The organism is Streptomyces sp. PA03-5A (assembly GCF_033792725.1).
Taxonomy (GTDB): Bacteria; Actinomycetota; Actinomycetes; order Streptomycetales; family Streptomycetaceae; genus Actinacidiphila.
The window spans coordinates 55413-75216 of sequence record NZ_JARAVL010000023.1 but is presented as its reverse complement, the minus strand read 5'-3'; the positions used below and the strand labels follow the sequence as shown (position 1 = coordinate 75216).

15 protein-coding genes and 2 pseudogenes are annotated in these 19804 nt (G+C 70.5%); 8 read left to right on the top strand and 9 right to left on the bottom strand.

The window, feature by feature from the left end:
• The first annotated feature begins 4 nt into the window (after positions 1-4).
• Positions 5-655, top strand: a complete 651-nt coding sequence (locus PV410_RS27250) for a GlxA family transcriptional regulator (RefSeq protein WP_500328270.1) — start codon at positions 5-7, stop codon at positions 653-655.
• Positions 656-811: 156 nt separating this feature from the next.
• Here the strand turns inward: PV410_RS27250 and PV410_RS27245 are convergent, their stop codons facing one another.
• On the bottom strand, positions 812-1420 hold the full coding sequence (locus PV410_RS27245) for a TetR/AcrR family transcriptional regulator (protein WP_500328269.1): 609 nt from the start codon (positions 1418-1420) through the stop codon (positions 812-814).
• A 104-nt stretch (positions 1421-1524) separates the two neighbouring features.
• On the opposite strand from PV410_RS27245, the gene PV410_RS27240 reads away from it, so the two are divergent.
• Together PV410_RS27240 and PV410_RS27235 are read left to right on the top strand one after the other, a co-directional pair.
• Positions 1525-2919, top strand: coding sequence for an MFS transporter (locus PV410_RS27240; protein WP_500328268.1), 1395 nt, complete (start codon positions 1525-1527; stop codon positions 2917-2919).
• 40 nt (positions 2920-2959) lie between these two features.
• Positions 2960-3412 carry a GNAT family N-acetyltransferase gene (locus PV410_RS27235; RefSeq protein ID WP_500328267.1) on the top strand — a complete coding sequence of 151 codons (453 nt, stop codon included), beginning with the start codon at positions 2960-2962 and terminating at the stop codon, positions 3410-3412.
• Positions 3413-4520: 1108 nt separating this feature from the next.
• Here the strand turns inward: PV410_RS27235 and PV410_RS27230 are convergent.
• Positions 4521-6608: an NPCBM/NEW2 domain-containing protein gene (locus tag PV410_RS27230; RefSeq protein WP_500328266.1), complete on the bottom strand. Its 2088-nt coding sequence runs from the start codon at positions 6606-6608 to the stop codon at positions 4521-4523.
• Between the two features lie 556 nt (positions 6609-7164).
• Here PV410_RS27230 and PV410_RS27225 point away from each other — a divergent pair.
• Complete coding sequence (locus tag PV410_RS27225) at positions 7165-7809, top strand: dihydrofolate reductase family protein (protein ID WP_500328367.1); 645 nt, start codon at positions 7165-7167, stop codon at positions 7807-7809.
• 353 nt (positions 7810-8162) lie between these two features.
• A pseudogene (locus tag PV410_RS27220) lies at positions 8163-8749 on the top strand (hypothetical protein).
• Here the strand turns inward: PV410_RS27220 and PV410_RS27215 are convergent.
• Both PV410_RS27215 and PV410_RS27210 read right to left on the bottom strand, forming a co-directional pair.
• A complete protein-coding gene (locus tag PV410_RS27215; RefSeq protein ID WP_500328265.1) occupies positions 8664-9455 on the bottom strand; it encodes an IS5 family transposase in 792 nt (263 codons plus the stop codon). The pseudogene PV410_RS27220 and the gene PV410_RS27215 sit on opposite strands and share 86 nt — an antisense overlap.
• A gap of 432 nt (positions 9456-9887) precedes the next feature.
• Positions 9888-10688 (bottom strand): maleylpyruvate isomerase family mycothiol-dependent enzyme, encoded by an 801-nt coding sequence (locus PV410_RS27210; protein ID WP_500328264.1) that lies wholly within the window; start codon positions 10686-10688, stop codon positions 9888-9890.
• Positions 10689-11401: 713 nt separating this feature from the next.
• On the opposite strand from PV410_RS27210, the gene PV410_RS27205 reads away from it, so the two are divergent.
• The 3 genes and pseudogenes from PV410_RS27205 to PV410_RS27195 form a co-directional block, all read left to right on the top strand.
• Complete coding sequence (locus PV410_RS27205) at positions 11402-12061, top strand: hemerythrin domain-containing protein (RefSeq protein WP_500328263.1); 660 nt, start codon at positions 11402-11404, stop codon at positions 12059-12061.
• 647 nt (positions 12062-12708) lie between these two features.
• Positions 12709-12906, top strand: a complete 198-nt coding sequence (locus PV410_RS27200) for a hypothetical protein (RefSeq protein ID WP_499508878.1) — start codon at positions 12709-12711, stop codon at positions 12904-12906.
• Between the two features lie 472 nt (positions 12907-13378).
• Positions 13379-14077, top strand: a pseudogene (locus PV410_RS27195) (phosphatase PAP2 family protein); the annotation flags it as partial.
• Here the strand turns inward: PV410_RS27195 and PV410_RS27190 are convergent.
• The 5 genes from PV410_RS27190 to PV410_RS27170 form a co-directional block, all read right to left on the bottom strand.
• Positions 14060-14740, bottom strand: a complete 681-nt coding sequence (locus tag PV410_RS27190; protein ID WP_500328262.1) for a response regulator — start codon at positions 14738-14740, stop codon at positions 14060-14062. The pseudogene PV410_RS27195 and the gene PV410_RS27190 sit on opposite strands and share 18 nt — an antisense overlap.
• Positions 14737-16116, bottom strand: coding sequence for a sensor histidine kinase (locus tag PV410_RS27185; protein WP_500328261.1), 1380 nt, complete (start codon positions 16114-16116; stop codon positions 14737-14739). The genes PV410_RS27190 and PV410_RS27185 overlap by 4 nt, the downstream gene beginning before the upstream one ends.
• A gap of 187 nt (positions 16117-16303) precedes the next feature.
• Positions 16304-16717: a hypothetical protein gene (locus tag PV410_RS27180; protein ID WP_500328260.1), complete on the bottom strand. Its 414-nt coding sequence runs from the start codon at positions 16715-16717 to the stop codon at positions 16304-16306.
• Positions 16718-16930: 213 nt separating this feature from the next.
• Entirely contained in the window at positions 16931-17947 is a 1017-nt protein-coding gene (locus PV410_RS27175; RefSeq protein ID WP_500328259.1) for a helix-turn-helix domain-containing protein, read from the bottom strand.
• A 573-nt stretch (positions 17948-18520) separates the two neighbouring features.
• Positions 18521-19546: a helix-turn-helix domain-containing protein gene (locus tag PV410_RS27170; RefSeq protein ID WP_500328258.1), complete on the bottom strand. Its 1026-nt coding sequence runs from the start codon at positions 19544-19546 to the stop codon at positions 18521-18523.
• Between the last annotated feature and the right edge of the window lie 258 nt (positions 19547-19804).

The following is a 19804-nucleotide window of genomic DNA, read 5'->3' as shown; positions in this document are numbered from 1 at the left end:
CACCGTGGATTCCGACCCCATCTACATCCGCGACCGGAACGTCTATACGGCGGCGGGCATCACCAGTGCCCTGGATCTCACGCTTGCCTTTATCGAGGAGGATCACGGTGCCGAGCTGGCTCGCCGAGTGGCGCGCGACCTGGTCACCTACCTGCAGCGGCCGGGAAACCAGGCACAGATGAGCCTGTTCACCGCCTCCCCGCCGCCCAGGGACGACGTGGTCCGACAGCTCGTCGAGCACATAACGAGCCATCCGGACCACGACCTGAAGGTGACCGCCTTGGCGGCCCGCGCAGGTGTGACCACGCGCCACCTCACCCGGTTGTTCGTGGAACACCTCGAGCAGTCGCCGGCCCGGTTCGTACGCAAGGCCCGCACCGAGGCGGCCGCTCACCTGCTCTCGTCCACCGTGCTTCCGCTGGCAGGCGTGGCCACGCGGTGCGGGTTCGGTTCCACCGAGACGCTGCGCCAGGCCTTCACCAGCCGATACGGAGTCACCTCATCGTTCACAGCTCCTCTCCGCCGCCGGCCCGCCGGCCCGCCCGCCGGGTGGATCCGGAACTGGACCGACCAGCTCGGCGGCACCGTCACCTCGGACCCGACGATCGACGGGGGCTACGAGCGCGATCGCCGGACATCCACCGGCGGCCGCTGACCGAGGGGGCGGCTTCCGTGGGTGCTGGTTGGGGACAACTGGATGAGAAGCGGTGCGGGGACGGAAGCCGTCCGGGACGCCGTCCAGATGCGTACACGCTGCCATCTGGGGCCGATTCTGGAACTGCCGGCGAGTTTTCGCGGAGGGCCGCCGGTGTCACGCCCCGCCGCCGGGCTCGGGTACCCGGGTGCCCGGCGGTGTGAAGGCGGCGAGCACCGTGGCCGTGATGTGGCCGGCCGCACGGTCGGGGTTCAGACGGCCGGCGCGGATCTCTTCCGTCGCGCTGTGCATGACCGCCTGCAGGACATTGACCAGCCATGCGATGGGCAGGTCCGTACGGAAGGCCCCCTCGGCCCGTCCGCGGGCAACCAGCGCCTCGACCCGGGCGGCGGGCCCGGCGTGCAACTCCCGGATACGTCCCGCGGGAAGCTCCCGCTGGGCGGCGGCGAGCAGCGCCTGGGCCTGGTCCACCAGGTGCCAGCCGGCCTCGATGTAGCGCTCCAGGGCGAGCAGCGGATCACCGGTCAGGTCGACCGCGTCCAGCACCTCGTTGCCCCGGTCGAGGGCGCGGCTCATCGCCGCATCGACGACCTCCGCCCGGGAGGCGAAGTGCGCGTACAGCGTCACCCGGCCCACACCCGCGGCCCGCGCGATCTCGCTCAGGCTCGCGTCCGGGTTTCGCCCGAGGCATTCGGCCGCGGCCTGCACGATCGCCTCGATGCTGCGCAGAGCGTCGGCGCGCTTGGTGGTGCTCTTGCTGCTCATGCGCCCACCGTACCCCAGAACTCAAACAACCCTGTTTGGTTTGGACCCCTCACGTGTATAACCTGAACATCGCTGTACGGCTTAGTGATGAGGGGTTGAGCGTCATGAGAGACACGGAAACCACCACCAACGCACCGCAGACACCGCACCCGATGCGCTGGCCGGCCCTGGGCCTGCTGGGCCTGGCCCAGTTGATGCTGATCCTCGACATCACCGTCGTCGCGATCGCACTTCCACACATGGGCGCCGAACTCGGCCTGGACCGCACGGCGCTGACCTGGCTGGTCAGCGGATACGCCCTCACCTTCGGCAGCCTGATGCTGCTCGGCGGACGGGCCGCCGACCTGTTCGGCCCCAAGCGGGTCGTCCTGGCCGGCCTTGCCATCTTCACCGCCGCATCCCTGGCCGCCGGACTCGCCACTGGCGCCCCGCTGCTGCTCACCGCCCGGATCGCCCAGGGGGCAGGCGCCGCGATGCTGTCGCCTGCCGCTCTGTCCGTGGTGGTACGGCTGTTCGACGGCGACGAACGCAACCGCGCGCTGGGCATCTGGTCGGCACTCGGTGGCGGGGGAGCCGCCCTCGGCGTGCTGATGGGCGGACTGATCACCGCAGGCCCTGGCTGGGCCTGGGTCTTCTTCGTCAACGTCCCCGTCGGCCTGATCGTCTTCGTCTTGCTCGCCCGGCTCCTGCCCCACCTGCCCTGTGCGGCCACCGGCCCTCTCGACATACCCGGCGCCGCCCTGGTGGCCGCCGCGACCGGCGCCCTCATCTACGCCCTCATTCGTGCCGGCGACCACGGCTGGGTCAACGCCGCCACCGTCCTCCTCATCGCCGCCGCAGCAGCCGCCTACGCCGCCTTCGCCACCTGGCAACGCCGGGCAGGCGCACCGCTGATGGACCTGCGCCTGCTCGGCCGGCGCCCGGTCGTGGCGGGCACCTTCGTGATCGCCGTCGCCACCGCGCTGATGGTGGGGGTCTTCTTCCTCGGCTCCTTCTACCTCCAGGACCGCCAAGGCCACGGCGCCCTGATGACCGGCGTGCTGTTCCTGCCGGTGGCACTGCTGACCATGGCCGCCGCCACCGTCGCCGGCACCCTGATCGGCCGGATGGGAGCACGACTGCTGGCTGTGGCCGCCCTGGCCGTGGCAGCGGCGGGGTTCCTCGTACCGGTGCTCTGGTCCGGGACCACCGCGATGGTCACCGGGGTGAGCGTGGCCGCGGCGGGACTGGGTGCGCTGTTCGTCGTCGCCTCCTCCACCGCGCTCGCCAGCGTCGCACCCCGCGAGGCCGGGGTCACGTCAGGCATCGTCAGCACCTTCCACGAGTTCGGCGCCTCGGTCGGAGCCGCGGCCGCCTCCACCGCCGCCGCCACGAGCATCGCCGTCCGCACCGGCGTGCAAGCCGCCTCCGGCTTCGACAACGCGTTCCTCGCCGCCACCGGCATGGCCGCAGCCTCCGCCGTCATCGCCCTGTGGCTGATCCCAGCCAAGAACCAGTAGGCCAAAGCCGACACCCGCCCGCACCAGAAAGGAGACCAGCGTGTACGACCCTTACGAGCTGAGCCCGGGTGTGCCCTCCGTCGAGGTCTTCCGCCGGCTGCGCACCGAGGCCGGCCTCTCCGATAAAGCCCCCGAGGCGGTTGAGCTTGCCCTGCCCAACACCTGGTACGGCGTACTCGTCCACCATGAGGAGCAACCCATCGGCATGGGCCGCATCATCGGTGACGGCGGCACCGCGTTCCAGATCGTCGACGTCTGCGTTCACCCCGAACACCAAGGACGTGGCCTCGGCAGGCGCATCATGGCCGCTCTCACCGACGAACTGGATCGCAGGGCCCCCGCCACCGCCTACATCTCGCTGATCGCGGACGGCCCCGCCCGCCACCTCTACGAAAAGTTCGGCTTCGCCGCCACCACCACGCACGACTCCATCGGCATGTACCGGGTGATGGGCAATGCCGCTGCGCCCAGAAGAGCACAGCCGAAACCGTAGCCGCGCAGCTGCAAGGCACGTCGCCGAGAGCCTCCACTTCCTTCGCGAACCCCGCGGTCACCATCGGCCGCGCGTTCTCCGACCTACGCGGGCATCGCTCCCGGCTGGGTGCTTCATCGCCATGCAGATCGTCGTCGTCGGCCTGACCCTGCTCGCGCTGATCTTCGCCCGACCTGAGCAATCTCGCCGGCGCACGCGGTGGTCACCGGTGCGGATGCGTTGTGGGGCCCGAATGTCCCGGGCCCCACAACGTTTCGTACGACCGATCAGCAAAGCCGATACGCGCTACGTCGTGGGCGCGCATCTCACCGACGCCGTGTGCTCACCATCACCGATGCCAGCGGTGGCGAACGAGCCTCGGCCGCCTGACCGGTGGCCGACACTCCTCCGTTGGTCGTCGGTGCAGACGTGATCAGCGGGTTGTGCGCGCCCGTGCCAGTTGCGGTGACGTCATCGTCGACGGCGGCAACGCCCACCTTGCCGACACCGCCGTCGCGAGGCCGCCTGGACCGTTGCGGTCGACAGACTCGCCCGAGGCCCGGTGTACCTGCCAGGGCGGCCGGAACGGCCTCTCCAACTGTGACGGAGCGGCACCTCGCGACGTGGCTGCCAAGACCATCGCTGTCAACCGGCGCCCGATCAACTACAGCCGTGCCGGGACGGGCCACTGCGCGGAGCCCTGCGACATGTGTATTGCCAGGCGGCATGCCCGAAGCTGCCGCAGTCGTGTACGAGAAGAACGGTCTCCTCGTACGCCGCGGGCGTGTGCCTGGGGGCATCCTGCTCGCCCCACGCTCCCTGCTCGGCACCACCGTGGCGGGTGGTCGGCGCTACCGTATGGCTCACCGGCGCTTACGACGGCCTGCACGAACCGCTGTCACGGCCGTTGCGCCCGCACCCCCATTGCCTCCGGCGGCGGGACTGCGGGCGTGGTTCACGTTGGCTGTCAGCGGGATCCCATACCACGGCTCCGCTCTGAGTTCCCTTGTACGAGGTGTCCCAGAGGCCAGGTTGACAAGCGCCTTGTCCCGGGCCGGCATGACGGCATGACGCCGTGGCGCGCGGACCGCGCGCCACGGCGTCATGGTGCCGTGTGGCTGTTTGGGGTTCAGCAGGTGGCGTTCAGGCCGGCCCAGTTGGCACGGTCGTTGTAGCCACCGTCGCCGGCGTCGCCGACCACGAGGTCGAGGACCCGGACGCCGGTCAGGTCGACGTCGGCCTGGCGGGTGTCGTCGCGGGTCAGGACACCGCTGTCGAACAGCACCTTGCCGTCACCGATGACCTGGAAGGTCGACGTACCGCCTTCCGGGCCGACGTTGCGCACCGCGTCGTCGATGCCGACGGTGGTGGTGAGCCGGCTGCACTGGTCGCCGAGGTAGTAGCGGATGGTGGAGGGCGAGGCGACCCCGATACCGGTCGGGTGGACCTGGCCGAGCATGCTGATCGGGGACCAGCCGCCGACGCTCAGGTCGACGGTGGGGCTCATCCATCCGCTGGTGGCGCTGATCCACTGGTGGTGGGACAGCACGACGTCGCCGTCCGGTGCGGCCGGTGCCACCACGACGGGCGCGGTCGTCTCCTGCCGCAGCCGCTTGTCGCCGATCACCTCGTACGACGTGGTGGCGGTCAGCGCGGTGCTGCCCGGCGCGGCGGTGGCCGGCAGGGTCACGGTGAAGGCGAAGGTCACCGAACGGTTGGAGTCCAGCAGCTTCGGCGCCGTGCCGAGCGGACGGGCCGTCCAGCCGGCGGGCACCGTCAGCTCGGTCCGCGGGGTGAAGACCGGCTGCGCGCCGTCGTTGCGGACGGTGACCTCGACCCGGGCCTGGTCGCCACCGGCGACCATCGGGGCGGTCCCTGCCGGCACGGTGTCGCCGCCGACCTGGGTGACCTGCGGCAGACCGGCCACCACGTGCGGGACACCAGGCTTGCCCGTGGCCCGGCTGACCCGGAACAGGGCCGCGCCGTGGGCGGGGACGGCGGCACTGATGGTGCCGGCGCTCTCGGTGACCTGGTCGGTCCAGGCGTTCTTCAGGGTGAACCGGTCCCCGGACAGTCCGACCGACGACGCCTTCGTGGTCAGCGTCGCCGGGCTGTCGCCCCGGTTCAGCAGCACCACGGCACGGTCACCGTTGGCCAGTCGCTTCACCCAGGTCTCGGTCGTGCCGGCGGGGCCGACGCGGACGGCCTGGACGACGGCAGGGTCCTGGTTGATCGCGAGCACATCGGGGTCGGAGAGGGTGCTGAGCGAGGTCTTGCCCAGCTTGGTGACATCGCTGCCGATCACCAGGGGGGCAGCCGCCACCGACCAGAGCGTCATCTGGGTACGGAACTCCTCGTCGGACATTCCGTGTTCGGGCCCGAGGTAGTCCGGGTCGTTGAAGTGCCCGGGACCCGCGGCTTCGGGGTGCCGCGCGTTCGCGTCGTAGTTGCGCAGCACGTCCTTGAACTTGATCTCGTCGACGAAGCCCACGTCCGTGTAGGTCCGCCAGGACTGTGCGATCTTCGGCGCGTAGCTCCAGGAGTACGTCGACTGCTGCTCTTCGGGGTAGTTGCCCCAGTCCGGGGAGGTCACCGGGTTGCAGAGGTTGAAGATCATGGGGCGCTTGCCGGCGTTGTTCCGCAACGCCTGCGCGAACTCGGTGTAGACGGTCTTCGGGTCGAGGTCCGCGGCGATGCCGCAGAGGTAGTCCACCTTGACCGCGTCGAACTTCCAGGCCGCGAACTGGTCCGCGTCACGCTGGTAGTAGCCGCCGCTGCCCAGTCCGCACTTGCCGGGGATGTACGGGCCGGCGTCGGTGTAGATGCCGGCCTTCAGGCCCTTGGAGTGGATGTAGTCGACCAGCGGCGCCAGCCCGTTCGGGAACTGGGCGGGGTTGGGCGTCAGGTCGCCGGCCGCGCTGCGCGGGGTCGGCGCCGCCCAGTTGCCGTCGATCCACACGTACTCGTAGCCGGCCTTGCGCAGGCCGCTGCTGACCAGGAAGTCGGCCGTCGACTTGATCTCGGCCTCGGTGGGATCGCCACCGAACGCGTAGTAGGTGTTCCAGCCCATGTACGGCGTCGGGCTGAGCACCTGCGCGGATGCCGGCGCCGTGACGGCTGTGCCGGCGACGGCCGGGGCCGCCTGGGCGGACGCCGGCACGGCCGCGGCCAGCGCGCCGGTCACCAGGGCGAGGAGGGCGGTGAGATGTCGTTTCACATCGGATCCTTCGCTGTCCGATCGATCAGGCGTGCCGGCCCGTCCTGGCCGTGAGCCCGGGGCGCCGCCCCTCTCGTCGAGGGTGCGGCGGCCGGTTCCCGGACCGCTCCATGCCCGCGCGCCTGTTGCGATCTTGTTTCCAGGGATCCTGCAGCGGTTACCGGCGCGCGTCAATAATAATTCCTAAATTAAGAGTTACTGATTGGACTCGGCCGGGGCACCCCCAACGGCGTCCCGTCGGGTCGTGCCTGATCTGGTGCCAGATGTGGCGTATGGCGGGATGGTGGGGCGGTGTTCCCGCTTGTGGGTGTTCGCGGCGGGGCGTCCAGCGCCGGCTGCCCACGGCTGCAACCGTGGCGAACCCTGTACCGCCGGTGCTGTCCGTCGCAGAGCACGCGAAGCTGGTGGCATGCGCCGCATCGCAGGGGGATGCGTCCTGACGCAGCCCCCGAAAAAGGTTGCGGGCTGCTGTCGATCCGGCCGCTTCGTGTTCGACGTCTTCGTGTGGGGCGGCCTGCCGCACGATGACGACGAACAGGACCTGGCGAGGAAGATCGTGGATCAGCTGCTGAGAGTGATGAACTTCAATGTCTCCAGTGACGGGATCGGTGCCGGTGAGCACCAGAGCCTGGAGCGGCCGTTCGGCTGTGACCGTCCCGAGAGGCTGTTCGGCTGGGCCGGCGCGACGGCGAGCTGGCCGATGCGCACCGACCCCGGTGGCAGCCGGGGCCTGGACGACTACTTCACCCGGGACTTCGCACGCAACATCGGCGCCGAGATCATGGGCCGCAACAAGTTCGGGCCCCAGCGCGGGCCCTGGAGCGACCATGAGTGGCGCGGCTGGTGGGGGCAGGAGCCCCCGTTCCGTACGCCGGTGTTCGTCATGACCCACCACCAGCGCCCTTCGTTCACGCTGTCCGACACCACGTTCCACTTCGTCGACGGCGACCCGGCCACGGTCCTGGAACGGGCGCGGGAAGCGGCGCAGGGCAAGGACGTGCGCCTTGGCGGCGGGGTCACCACCATCCGGGCGTTCCTTGACGCCGGCCTCGTCGACACCCTGCATGTGGCGGTCGCGCCGGTGAAGCTCGGGGTGGGGCTGCGCCTGTGGAAGTCTCCCGAGGAACTGCTCGACCGGTTCCACCTGGAGGTCGTGCCCAGCCCGAGCGGCGTGACGCACCATCTGTTCTGGCGGCGGTGACACCTGGGCCCACTGGAATTCAGGCTGCGACTGCGAGAGGGCGTCTGTCCCAGCCGATGCCCTCCTCGCGGCGGATGCGGGCACGTTGGCCCCCGCCCGGCGGCGACTACGTCGCGGTGACGGCGGCGGGCGCCTGTGCAGGGGGCGGTGCAGGGCCTGGGTCTGCCCAAGATCGCTGCGGCGGTGGGTGCTGGCCGGGCCCGTGGGGTGGACCGGTCGCTGAGCTCAGTGATGACCTCAAGAGGTTGTCGTCTTTCCGGGCTTGAGGACTGCGTTCTCGCTGGTCAGGCATAGGGTCGGCGGTCTCGTGGCAGTGGAGTCGTGTCGTGTCGTTGCTTTGGTGGAGGTCGAGGATGCCGTCGGTCGTGGGGCTGCTGGCACAGCGTGAGCTCACCGCTCGCCGTCGTGGCGACGATCTGCGGGAGAAGGCCGACCGCCTCCAGGCGGAGCTGGCCGTGGCTGAGCGGGAGTGGAACGAGTGGGTCATCGCCCGCTCACGCGTTGGCGAGGTACTGGCCCCGGGCAACGACACCGTCGTCGGCCCCGCCGCCTCCGAGGGTCTGCCGGCTCCCGGTGTGCAACCGGCGCGGCCCGAACCGGCGGAGGCGGCGAACCGGAAACAGTGGTGCCGGTGTGGCGCGCGGGGCTGGCCTGGTCGGCGCTGTCGATGGAATACCAGCGCATCCTGCAGGCCCTCAGCGACCGTAACCGACTCGGTCAAGGAGCGTTGACGTGCCAGGAGATGGCCGCCTGCTTCGGCCTGGACCCCGTACCGCGAAAGGTGGAGGCACTGCGATCGAAGGCCAAGCGGCTGACGGCGCGCGGCTGGCTGATCGAGCCGGCACCTGGCCGATTCACGCTCGCGAAGGACGTGGCCGGGCAACGCGGCGGGTCATGGGCATCGTCATCGACCAGTAGACCATCGCCTCCGCGCTGGTGATGGAACGCTCGAAGTCGCGCACGAGACGGCGACTTCGCAGCAGGTGGGCGAAGAACCGCTCGACGATCCACCGGTTGGGCAGCACGACGAAGCCGCGCATGTCGTCGCTGCGTTTGACGATGGCGAGGACCAGGGTGAGGGCCGCGAGGCAGTACTCGACGAGGCTGCCGGTGTATCCGCCGTCGGCCCAGACCAGGGCCAGTAGGTGGTGCGCGGCAGTGACCTGGGCGAGCAGGACCTGGGCCGCGGCGCGGTCGCCCACATCCGCTGCGGTGACCATCACCGCGAGCAGCAGGCCAAGGGTGTCGACCACGACGTGCCGCTTGCGCCCGTTGATCAGCTTGCCGCCGTCGAAGCCGCGGCTGTCAGAGCCGACGACCGCGTCCGCTTTGACCGACTGCGAGTCGATCTCGCCCGCGCCCGGCTCCGCGTCCGGCCCGGCCCGCTCGCGGACCAGGCGGCGGAGCCGGTTGTGGAACTCGCGGACCAGATCGTGGTTGCGCCAGCGCCGGAAGAACGCATAGACCCGGTCCCACGGTGGGAAGTCGGCAGGCATGGCCCGCCACTCCGTGCCGTTGTCGACCAGGTAGCGGATCGCGTCCGGCATCGCGCGGTGGCAATAAGCCTCCGGTTGCCCGCACCGGCCCCGCAGCCAGCCCGGCACCGGCAGCAGTGGCCGGACCACCGCCCACTCGGCGTCCGACATGTCGGTGGGATACCGACGCTCGCGCGCCCCGTGGTCTCTGGCGTTCCCGAACCTGTGAACCAGACAGCCACACGCGAGAGCGGCTGAAGTGGACCCCACTCCCGCGTTGCCGTAGAAATGCGGCAACAGGGCCTCCTGGACCGCACGTTGGCTTCGACACCCTTCGAGCTACCAAGTGGCCCGGCTCTCATGCACGGCAGCCGCCGCAGTCACCCGATCGACTGACTTCTCGACGAGATCGGGACGACGGCAGTCGCGTCGCTTCTCGTGATCGCTGGGACGGACAAATGCGCACTGCCATCCAGGTAGACGGTCGGCTTGGTGACGCCCCGAGGCCGCCTCGCGGGTTTGAGCCCGGTGCCGCGGCTGACGAACCTGGCGAAGAGTCGTGTCGAACCGGGTCGAGGCGCGGTCAACCGCCCCCGCTACGTCCTACTTCTCTTCCGGCTCCCAGGCGCGGAGCAGGTCGAGCAGCCCTGCGTCTCCGTCAACGTGCAAGGAGTCCGCCTGGATCCGGTCGTACAGGTAGAGGACCAGCTCACTGGCCGTGCCGTGGACGGAGGCGTCGGCTGCGTCCGAGTCTTCGCCGGTCGCGGCGGTGGGCGCGGGGATGCGGGTGGTGCGTGCGCCGTCGCCGTCGACAGTGAGGCGCCAGGAGCGGCCCTCGGCGGCGTGGAAGTCGAAGGCCGTGGGCTTGTGCGGCCAGGCACTCGGCGTTGCGCAGACGGTGAACAGGAACTCCTCCACACCGTCGAGCGCCAACTCGACCGGCAGCGGCTGCGGAGCGCCCCCGGCGAGCTGGGCGTCGTAGGTGTGCACCGCGGTCTCCTGGACCCGGTGCCGGGCGGTGCCGCCGGCGGTCTGCGGTGACTGCGACGCGGGCCACCACGTCCAGCAACCGCTCTCCGGTCCCGCCGCGCGCAGGGCGCCCAGCAGAAGCTGCGTCGACGCGTCCAGCCAGGCCAGCAGGGCCTCACGCTCCTGCGGCAGTTCCAGCGCGGCGCGCGCGGCGACGGCCTCGGCCGGGGGAGCGTCGGCAGACCCCGCGCCGACGATGGCGGCCCAGAAACGGTCTCCCCCACCCAGGTGCTTCACCAGATCGAACAGCGTCCACCCTGGGCAGGTCGGCACCTGCGCGTCGAGACCGGGCGCGGCGGCGACCACGGCGCGGAAGGCGGTCGACCGCTCATCGATCAGTCGCAACAGGTCAGGGAACTCAAGATTCTTCTCCACGCCGGGTGTCTATCACCGTGCTCCGGTGATGGACAGCGATTTTCACAGTCGCCGCCGGTTGGCCATTGCGGACGTCCTCCCGCCCACCGCTCGGGTGACAAGCTGCGCACTGCTGCGAGGGCGCTGGTGGTGGCGGTACGCCACGCGTCGTGCCTGTGGGTGCTCTGGCCTCGCCGTGCGGCCGGGCACCTCGGCGACGTGACGTCCACCCGGTGCGCGCGGTCATGCTGCCGCTCGATGTGATGGACGCGGAGGTCACGACGGCGGGGGAGGACCGGTCGGGTCGGGAGTTCAGCTGACTCCCGTTCGACCAGCACTCCTCAAGTTCGGAACAACAACAGCCACTCAGTCGCACGCCGCAACAGCCCGGGTCGGGCCGCTTGCGGCGTACGGCGCGGCCGGTAGGGTGGCCGGTTCGGCCCGCGGGCGGCGGCTGTGCCTGCGAAGGCACATCGACAGACGCCGCAGGATGCATCTGCGACGGGTGCCGGATGCATGGCGACCCGATCCGGCAGCGGCGGCCTCCGGCCAGAGCCAGGGTGGTGCGGCAGGACCATACGCCGGCCGCAGATCCTTCGCCGCCCGGCAGGTCCTCCTGGCGCCGAGGTTCTATACACCCGGTGTCCTGTGCGATCAGGCTTTCCTCGCCGGCCGCAGAGGTCGGCTGTTCCACCAGCGATCGAGGACCCGTGAACCCGAGCACCGACGAACCCATGGCCGATGTGCGAGACATGTACATGGCCCACACCATGATCCGGCGTGAATTCGGCCTGCTCCCGCAACTCGTGCGGGACGTCGAGCCGTACGACATCCGGCGCTCGGAGGTCGTCGGCGCCCACGCCGAACTCGTCTGCGGCTTCCTGCACTTCCACCACGAGGGCGAGGACGTGATCCTGTGGCCGCTGCTGCAGCAGCGGGGCGGGGCCGAGGCCAAGGCCATCGTGCCGCTGATGGAGGAGCAGCACCACACCATCGAAGCCGCCAACAGCCAGGCGTTGCGCCTGCTGCCGCAGTGGCGGTCCACCGCACACGGCGGGCACGAGCTCGCGGAGGCGCTCGACCGGCTGCTGGCCGCGCTGCTGGAGCACATGACGATGGAGGAGCAGCGCATCCTCCCCCTGGCCGAGAAGTACGTCACCGCGGCCGAGTGGAAGCAGCTCGGCGAGCACAGCATGAGCGAAGTGCCGAAGAAGGCCCTGCCGCTCGCCTTCGGCATGGCGATGTACGAGGGCGACCCCGAGGTGATCAAAGCGGTCCTCGCCGAGGCTCCGCCGCCCGCGCGGCTGATCCTGCCGTTCCTTGCGCCGCGCCTGTACGCCAGGCACGCCAAGCGGGTGCATGGCACCGCGACCCCGCCGCGCGTCACCCGCTGACCACACGTGCCCGGGCCGGTCCCACCCCGCGAGGGCCGCGGGCGAACGGCCGGCGGCCCCCGGTATCGGCCGTCATCTGCTCAGGTGGCGGCCGATACCGGGGGCCGTGACGACCGGGCGCATGCGGGGCGCGGTGGACGGTGATGCCCTGGACCGGCCGGTGGGCGCCGACCCGGCCGTCCGGCGCCACGCCGCCGCCTGCACCGCCGCCGCCAAGGCCACGGGGCAACCGGTGGCGCCGCGCCCGGGCGGCTGCGCCGGCAGCCGCCGTGAGGCTCCTGGCCGTGGTCTGATGACGGCAGGGACCCGCGCCCGTCATGTCCGGGCCGCCTGCCGGCAGCAGCGTGGCGGGCACCGCTCCTACCGGGCCCGCGGCCGGCCACCGCCCGGTGCCGGCCGGCGGCCCTTGGTCGTGCACGAGTTCGAAGGTCGCGGACTCTTGCGCACCCGCATCCTCGGTGGCGTCCCCAACGGGCACCGCCATGCGGCTTGACCTGCGGCGACGGCTTTCCGGGCCCCGTGCGCTGACTGCCCTGGGGTGCGTCCGTCGCGAGGCCGGGGTGCGCATATGAGCGCAATCCGTTCATACTTACGCATAACACTCAGTCGGGTCACGATTACCCTACGTAACCGAGGCGTGATCTCGTATGAACGCCAAGACGAAATACACACTCGCCGCCGCTGCCGTCGGCTGGACGTTCCTTGCGTCCCAGTGGTCCGGCAAGGGCTGCGACTTCGTCCCGCAGTCCTACGCCCTCGTGGTCTCCCACGGCATGCCCACCAACAGTGAGGGATGCAAGGCCGAGACGGACGGGCCGCAGTACACCGACAAGTACGACCGGTGACGCACGCGTGAGGTTCGGCGTGGCTGTCACTGCGGTGTCCGGCTTGGGTGCCCACGGGAGCCTGTCGTCAATCGATCTTGCCTGGCCGATCGCGGTCCGGTGATAGGTCGCGATGAACTGTCGGATGCCGAGTGGGAGTTCGCGCGGCCGTTGCTGTCGCATGCCGCGTGGGGGCGCAAGCGGCTGGACGGGCGGACGGTCCTGAACCGGGCCCCTGCGCAATCCGTACCGGGCTCAGCCACTGCTCGCCTTCATCGCTGTGGGCCTTCAGTGCTCGGCCGCGGCCGCAGGCCGGCTTGTCACCACGACGCGGGTCGGTAACGCGGCCGGCACCTCGCCGATGGGGAGAGCCGGGGCCGGGTGGGGGCATCGTCGTCTTCGGCTGCCGATGTCAAGCATGACGATCGTCGGGGGTCGAAGGGGGCCGTCCGGCCCGGGTGTTCGCGGAGCTGCGTGCCTAGCGTCGGGCCCCATGGAATCGAGATCTCGGTACGGCTCCGGCCGTCGTGTGGTGGGTTCGATGGCGGTACTGGCCGCCGGCGTGGTGATCGTCGGCCTGTTGTACCCGGGCGGGCTGGGCGATGCGGGACCCGTCGAGGTGACCGACGGTGCGTCGGTGTCGTTGTACCGGGCGGTGAACGACGCCGTCGGGAAGGCTCCGGCGTGGATGGGCTCGATGGTGGTCCCGGTCGCCGGCGGCCTCCTGATCGTTCTGGGGCTGCTTCTCGTCCGGGTCTGGTCGGTCGCCGTGCGACGTCGCGACGTCCGGACCGCTGCCGGGGCGGTACTGGTCGGGGCCGGCACCGTCCTCGCCTATGCCGTCAGCGAGGCACTGAAATTGGTGGTGGACGAGGAGCGGCCGTGTCGTGCCGTGACCGGAATCCGGGCGGTGACCGACTGCCCCGGAGCGGGTGACTGGTCCTTCCCCAGCAATCACGCCACATTGGCCGCCGGGCTGGCTGTCGGCCTGGCCTTGCTCCGTCCCCGACGGGCGGCTGTCGTCCTTCCGCTCGCGGGCGTGGTGGCGGTGGCTCGCGTGGCGGCGGGCGTGCACTATCCGCACGACGCTGCGGCCGGTGCCGTGGTCGGTGCCACCGTGGTCGGCGCGACGGTGCTCGTGGCGACCCCGCTAGGGGTCCGGGCAGCCGCCGCGCTACGGGATCGCCTCGGCCGCCGCAACGATGCCGGCCTCGTGGGCGACCACGGCCGCCGCCGCCCGGTTGTCCACGCACAGGCGGGCCAGGATGGAACTGACGTGAGCCTTGACCGTTCCCTCGGCCAGGCCCAGGCGGCGCGCGATCTGGCCGTTGGACAGCCCGGTGCCGAGGAAGGCCAGTACCTGGCGTTCCCGGGGGGTGAGCGCCTCGACACGGCGGCGGGCCGTGGCACGCCGTTCGCAGCGCGTGCCGGCGTCCTGCGTGGTGAGGTGGGCGATCACCCGGGCCGCGACCTTGGGTGACAGGTAGGCCGCGCCGTCCGCCACGGCGCGGACACCGGCGATCAGCTCCTCGGGCTCGCCCGACTTGATCAGGAAGCCGGCGGCGCCGTCGGTGAGGGACTTGAGGATGTACTCGTCCTGTCCGAACGTGGTCAGCACGACGACACCGGTCGTGGGGACGGTGCGCTGGATCTCCGCCGTGGCACGCAGTCCGTCCACGCCCGGCATGCGGATGTCCATGACCACCACATCCGGGCGGTGGAGTTGGGCCAGCTCCACCGCCTGGTGGCCGTCGCAGGCCTCGGCGACCACAACGAGGTCGGGCGCGGTGGACAGCACGGCCCGGACTCCCTGGCGGATCAACGGCTCGTCGTCGGCGATCAGGACCCGGATCACTGGGTGACCACCTGCTTCGAGACGAGCCGGTCCCCGCGGAAGCACAGCCGGTACAAGTCGCCCGAATCGTCGTCGAAGGGGTTCGCCGTCATCGCGTAATACTCGCATCCTGTACCGGGGCCCGGCGAGGCGCCGTCAGCCGCATGATGCGGGGCCTGTTCTTCGGGGAGCAGGCCCGCCAGTTCAGCGCGGCTCTGCCCGAGGTGGATGCGGGCGTAGGTCTTTGGCGCCACCACCGACGCACGGACCAGGATCAGGTCCCACCCCCGCAGGCCGACACCGAGCAGGGCGACGGCGGTGACGGGCACCAGCACGGCGGCACGCGCGGTGCGGCGCACACGCCTGCGCGCGCGCCGCTGTTCCTGTGGCACTCCTGTGCGGCCGCTTGTCGCGGCGGCCGCCGCCGGAACACCACCCGGGCCATGAGGGATGCGGGCGACGACCGTGAATCCCCCCTCACGGGGGCCGTAGGTGATCGACCCGCCTGCCAGCCGGACCCGTTCGTCCAGGCCGATCAGTCCGCGCCCACCACCGGGGGCGCCGGTAGTGGCACTCGGAGCGCGATCGTTGTCCACGCGGACCTCCGTTCCCGCACCCGAGTGCCGGATCACCACGGTCACGGCCGCTTTGGGCGCGTGCTTGGCGGCATTGGTGAGTGCCTCCTGCACGACCCGGTGCACGGCCCGCTCGGCCACGGGAGACGGCTGCGCGCACTCGCCCTCGGTGAGCAGCGTGACCGCCAGCCCCGCGGCGGCCGCACCGTCGACCAGGTCCGCCACGCCGTCGTGGGAAGAGGGCGTTTCGATCTGCCGGAGGATGCCGATGACCTCGCCCAGGCGATCCACTGCGGCACCGGCCCTGGTCCGGATCTCGCCGGCAGTGTCCCGGTGCTCCGCCGACAGGCCGGGCGCCAGCTTCAGGGCGCCGGCCGACAGGGCGATCAGGCTGAGGTCGTGTCCGAGGAGGTCGTGCATGTCCTGTGCGATCCGGGCGCGTTCCTGCAACCGAGCCTGCTCGGCGATGAGTTCCTGCTCCCGCTCCAACTGCTCCGCGCGTTCCCAACCGTTGCGCACCAGCGCGCGGTACTGATGCCGGAAACGGCCCGCGAACCACGGCAGCACCGCCGCGCCCACGAGCACCAGGACGAACCGATCGCCGAGCGTGATCCACGACGGCACCGCCCAGACGGCCACCGCTCCGGTCGCGATCGCCGCGGTCAGCACGCCCGCCGCTGTGCGGACCGACCGCGGCAGACATCCTGCCGCCCACGACAGCACGACCGTGACCGGCACCCACCACAGACTCACCACGCTCAGACCCGCCGTGCCCGCTGCAGCGGCGAGCAGCGCAAGCTCCATCCCGCGAACAACCGTCATGATCCGTCGCCTCACGGATGCGACGATACGAAGAATCGGAGCCAGCCAACACTGCCGAAAGTCGCATTGCCCGCCGCGGCCCGGCGGGCCTCACCTGCGCACGCGCGGCGTTCCGGGCCCGATCCAGGAGATGATCTCGCGCTGGATCGCGTTCCTGCCGCCGCCCCTGCGTGCCCTGGCGCCGGCGTCACGCGCCCTGGAAGACGGACGCCGCACCTCCCATCCCGAGTTGGTGCTGTTCACCTCCTGCGCCGGCTGCAGGGAACACATCGAGCGCGACCCCGCCGGTGGTGACCTGGAGCCCCTGGCCGGCCTTGTCGATCACCACGGCACGGATGCCGTCCTGGCCGCGGTCAACCGCCTGGCTGGTGTGCAGGACGCGCAGGTGACGATGGCCCCCGCGCGCACATTCAAGGGCCGCGAATGGCCCCAGGGCCGAGATCGCCGACGACTTCTGCCCGTCCAGGGACAGCGACGAAAAGGACGGGCACGCAAACCCCTTGCCCGGCCTGATCGGCGACGGCGACGCCCGCCTCGACTGCGTCGCCGTCACCCGCGCGCGCACCCCGACCTCGGCGGCCTGGAATGGATCGACGAACACCCCGGCGGAACCTCTCCGGCGTCACATCTGTGGCCAACCGGCGATCCGGTCGCCGTTGCGGGCTGAGCCGGGCCGGACGGCCTTCGCGCCGGTTGCCGCCCCGTCCTGCACAGGCACCGCCTCCTGGTGCACCTCCGCTGCCTCCTGCGCCAACCCCGCGGCAGATCAGGTCGGGTGAGGACGGGCTGGGCACCACGGGTGACCGCGGGTTTGTCACTTGTCGGATTGACGGGCTGGTTGGCCGGTTGTCTGCTGGGGTACGGCCTGCGGGATGCCGGCCTGCCGCCACTCCGCCGGGGAGAGACCGTAGACCGCCCGGAAGGTGCGGCTGAAGTGCGCGTGGCTGGCGAAGCCCCACCGGTGTGCGATCGCCGCCACCGTCTGTCCTGCGAGTTCCGGCCGTACGAGGTCCCTGCGGCAGGCCTCCAGCCTCAGGCGCTGGATCCATCGGACGACGGTCATGGGCTCGTCCTGGAAGAGCTGGTACAGGTAGCGGACGGAGATGTGGTGCGCGACCGCGACCGTCGCGGGGGAGAGGGCGGGGTCGTCCAGGTGGGTGCGGATGTAGGCGCGGACGCGCTGCAGCAGGGCCCGCTCCACCGTGGCCTGCTCCCCTGAGGTGCCTTCCAGGGCGATCAGGGCGGTGAGCACGTCGATGACGCCCTGGCGCAGGAAGCGTTTCGCGTCCTGTGCGCAGATGCAGTGTTCCGTGGTCGTCACGAGCCCGTCGACGTATGAGGCGAGGATCCCGCCGATCCCGTGGCCGGGTGAGTAGGTGCGGCCGGTGGCCAGGCGCAGGAGCGAGTCGGGGAGGTCCAGCAGCTGCCGTGGGACCGTGGCCACGTGCTGCCGCACGGGGCCGGCGAAGTCCAGGACGTACGGCCTGCGGCTGTCGAGGATCACGAGTTCGCCGGCGGCCACCGGTGTCTCGCGGCCGTCCTGGGCCGCGACGCTGCCGCCGGTGTGTTGCAGGCTCACGATCAGCGAGCCGTCGCCGTCGCCGTCGCCGTCGGCGGCGATGAGCGGGGCGGTACGCGCCATCCGTTGCGGGCTCGCCTCGAGGAAGCCCGCTTGGACGCCGGCGACGCAGGCCCGGCGTATCGCCCCGTGGAGCTCGGCCGGCCCCTGGGTGCGGATCTCCAGGCGAATGAACGCCCTGCGTACGGCGTCCCTCCAGTACTCGTCCCGCTCGGCGGGCGGTTGGATGTCCGTGCAGAATGCTTCGATCACGATGTCCTCCTGAACGGCACTGAAGGCATCTGGTCTCTGCGGCCACCGTAATTTCCCCCTGCGATCGCCGGCGGCCGTCCGGGCAGGTCCGTGGGATATCCGCAGCTGTGCGAACCGGATAGTGCGGGATTCCCGCCGTGCAGCCGTGTGCGACTCCGAAGGTCGTTGCACGTTCCGTGGACGTAACCCGCCCTGGCCGGAGCCCCCTCGATCGCACGGCCGTGACGGGAGGCGGGGAGGACACGCTCTGTAATTTCGGTATCGCGCTGAGCGAGGTTGCGCGTATTCATCCTCGTGGCCCGCGGGTGCCGGCGGTACGTGCCGCCGGCAGAAATGGGCCGGACTCCGGCGGCCGGTTCCTTGGGGCGGGAACCGGAGCTGATGTCGTGCACGAAAGGGCAAGGAGAGATCGTGCACGCACAGGCAAGGCGACGACCCGTGTGCTGCCTACTGTGAAAGAGGCGGCAGCGCCGCGCTTTGTCCGCTCGACGTGCCCGGGCCTTCAGGGCGGGTGCCTGGTGGCTTCGGGCTGCTCCAGCGGGCGGCTCGTTCTCCGCCGCCGGCCGTGCCCAGTTACGGTCCGCGAGATGAGGCCGAAGTGCCCGGGCGGGAAGGCCCCGTTGCCGGTGAATGCCCGCTCTGCCTGTCGCATGGTTGCCACCGCAACTCGCGGGGGCTCACACCGTACGCCGCCTTGAACACCCGACTGAAGTGGGGTGCGCTGGCGAACCCCCACCGGTGGGCGATCGCCTCAATCGTCATGAACTGATGCACCGACGATGCGAGTTCTCTCCTGCACTCTTCAAGGCGCTGCGTCCGTATCCACTCGCCGAGGCTGATTCCCGCTCGGGACAGGGTCAGGTAGAGCTGCCGTACGGAAACGTGATGCTCGGCGGCGATACGTGCCGCAGTCAGGTCGGGTTCTGCCAGATGGAGGCGGACGTATTCCTGAACACGGAACAGCAGTGTGCTGTTCAGAGGTGCTCCGGCCAGATCGTCACGGCCCGGGATCATGCTGACCACAGCCCTTATCAGGTCGACACAGGGCTGCGCGAACAGGGCGGCCTCAGCCTCGCCGACAGCGGCCTGGTTGCGGGCCAACCGGGTGAAAAGCGCTGCTGTGGCACCCACGACGGGGCGCTGCGAACTCAGTCGTACAGCTGTGACCTCGTCGAGCAGGGACGGCCGCAGCCCCAGGAGGTGCGTGGGAACGCGCACGAGGACCGAATGCATCGTGCCGTGGAAAAAGACCTCATAGGGCTTCGCGTTCTCGAGCACCGCGAGATCTCCCGCCCGGATCACACCCCGCCTTCCTCCCTGGTGGAAGGCGGAGACGCCCGCTTCCTGGAGATGGACGAGAACGTGCGGCACGAAGTCCTCGTCCACCGAGGCAGTAGCACGGCGCAGGCGGGCCACGTTCCAGCCGATCTCCGAGACTTTCACCGACCCCACCGCGTTGGTGGTTGCGCTGGCCCTCAGGAGATGCGGGTCCGGGGGAAGGTCCACCTCTATACGGCCGTTGATGGCCCACGAGAATTCACGGATCGCGTCCGCGCGATCGCCGGGAGCCAGCGACGCCACGTCGAGTCGATCTGCCATGCGGGCTCCCTCCAGAACCGGTCGCGGGCTGCGCGCTGGGACAGATCTCCACCGTACCGCGGCAAGTGCTGCATTTTGCGGCTTTTGCTGTATTGCACACCTTTATCTTCGTGCGGCCTTGCGGTCGGCAGCGCGGGGCATGGGGAACGGTCTCGGATTCGCGGTGCTCTCCTGGGTGAACCTCGATGGGGAGGGCGGTGCTCCGCAGAAGATCGGCCGCCCCAGCCCGTGGCAGAAGGCCCGCGACCTCCTGCCACA

Bases quoted from the DNA above. Each gene is read 5' to 3' on its own strand.
- PV410_RS27185 (WP_500328261.1), bottom strand. From the start codon at position 16,116: ATGACGGTTGTTCGCGGGATGGAGCTTGCGCTGCTCGCCGCTGCAGCG.
- PV410_RS27215 (WP_500328265.1), bottom strand. From the start codon at position 9,455: ATGTCGGACGCCGAGTGGGCGGTGGTCCGGCCACTGCTGCCGGTGCCG.
- PV410_RS27170 (WP_500328258.1), bottom strand. From the start codon at position 19,546: ATGGCAGATCGACTCGACGTGGCGTCGCTGGCTCCCGGCGATCGCGCG.
- PV410_RS27200 (WP_499508878.1), top strand. From the start codon at position 12,709: ATGAACGCCAAGACGAAATACACACTCGCCGCCGCTGCCGTCGGCTGG.
- PV410_RS27245 (WP_500328269.1), bottom strand. From the start codon at position 1,420: ATGAGCAGCAAGAGCACCACCAAGCGCGCCGACGCTCTGCGCAGCATC.
- PV410_RS27205 (WP_500328263.1), top strand. From the start codon at position 11,402: ATGGCCGATGTGCGAGACATGTACATGGCCCACACCATGATCCGGCGT.
- PV410_RS27240 (WP_500328268.1), top strand. From the start codon at position 1,525: ATGAGAGACACGGAAACCACCACCAACGCACCGCAGACACCGCACCCG.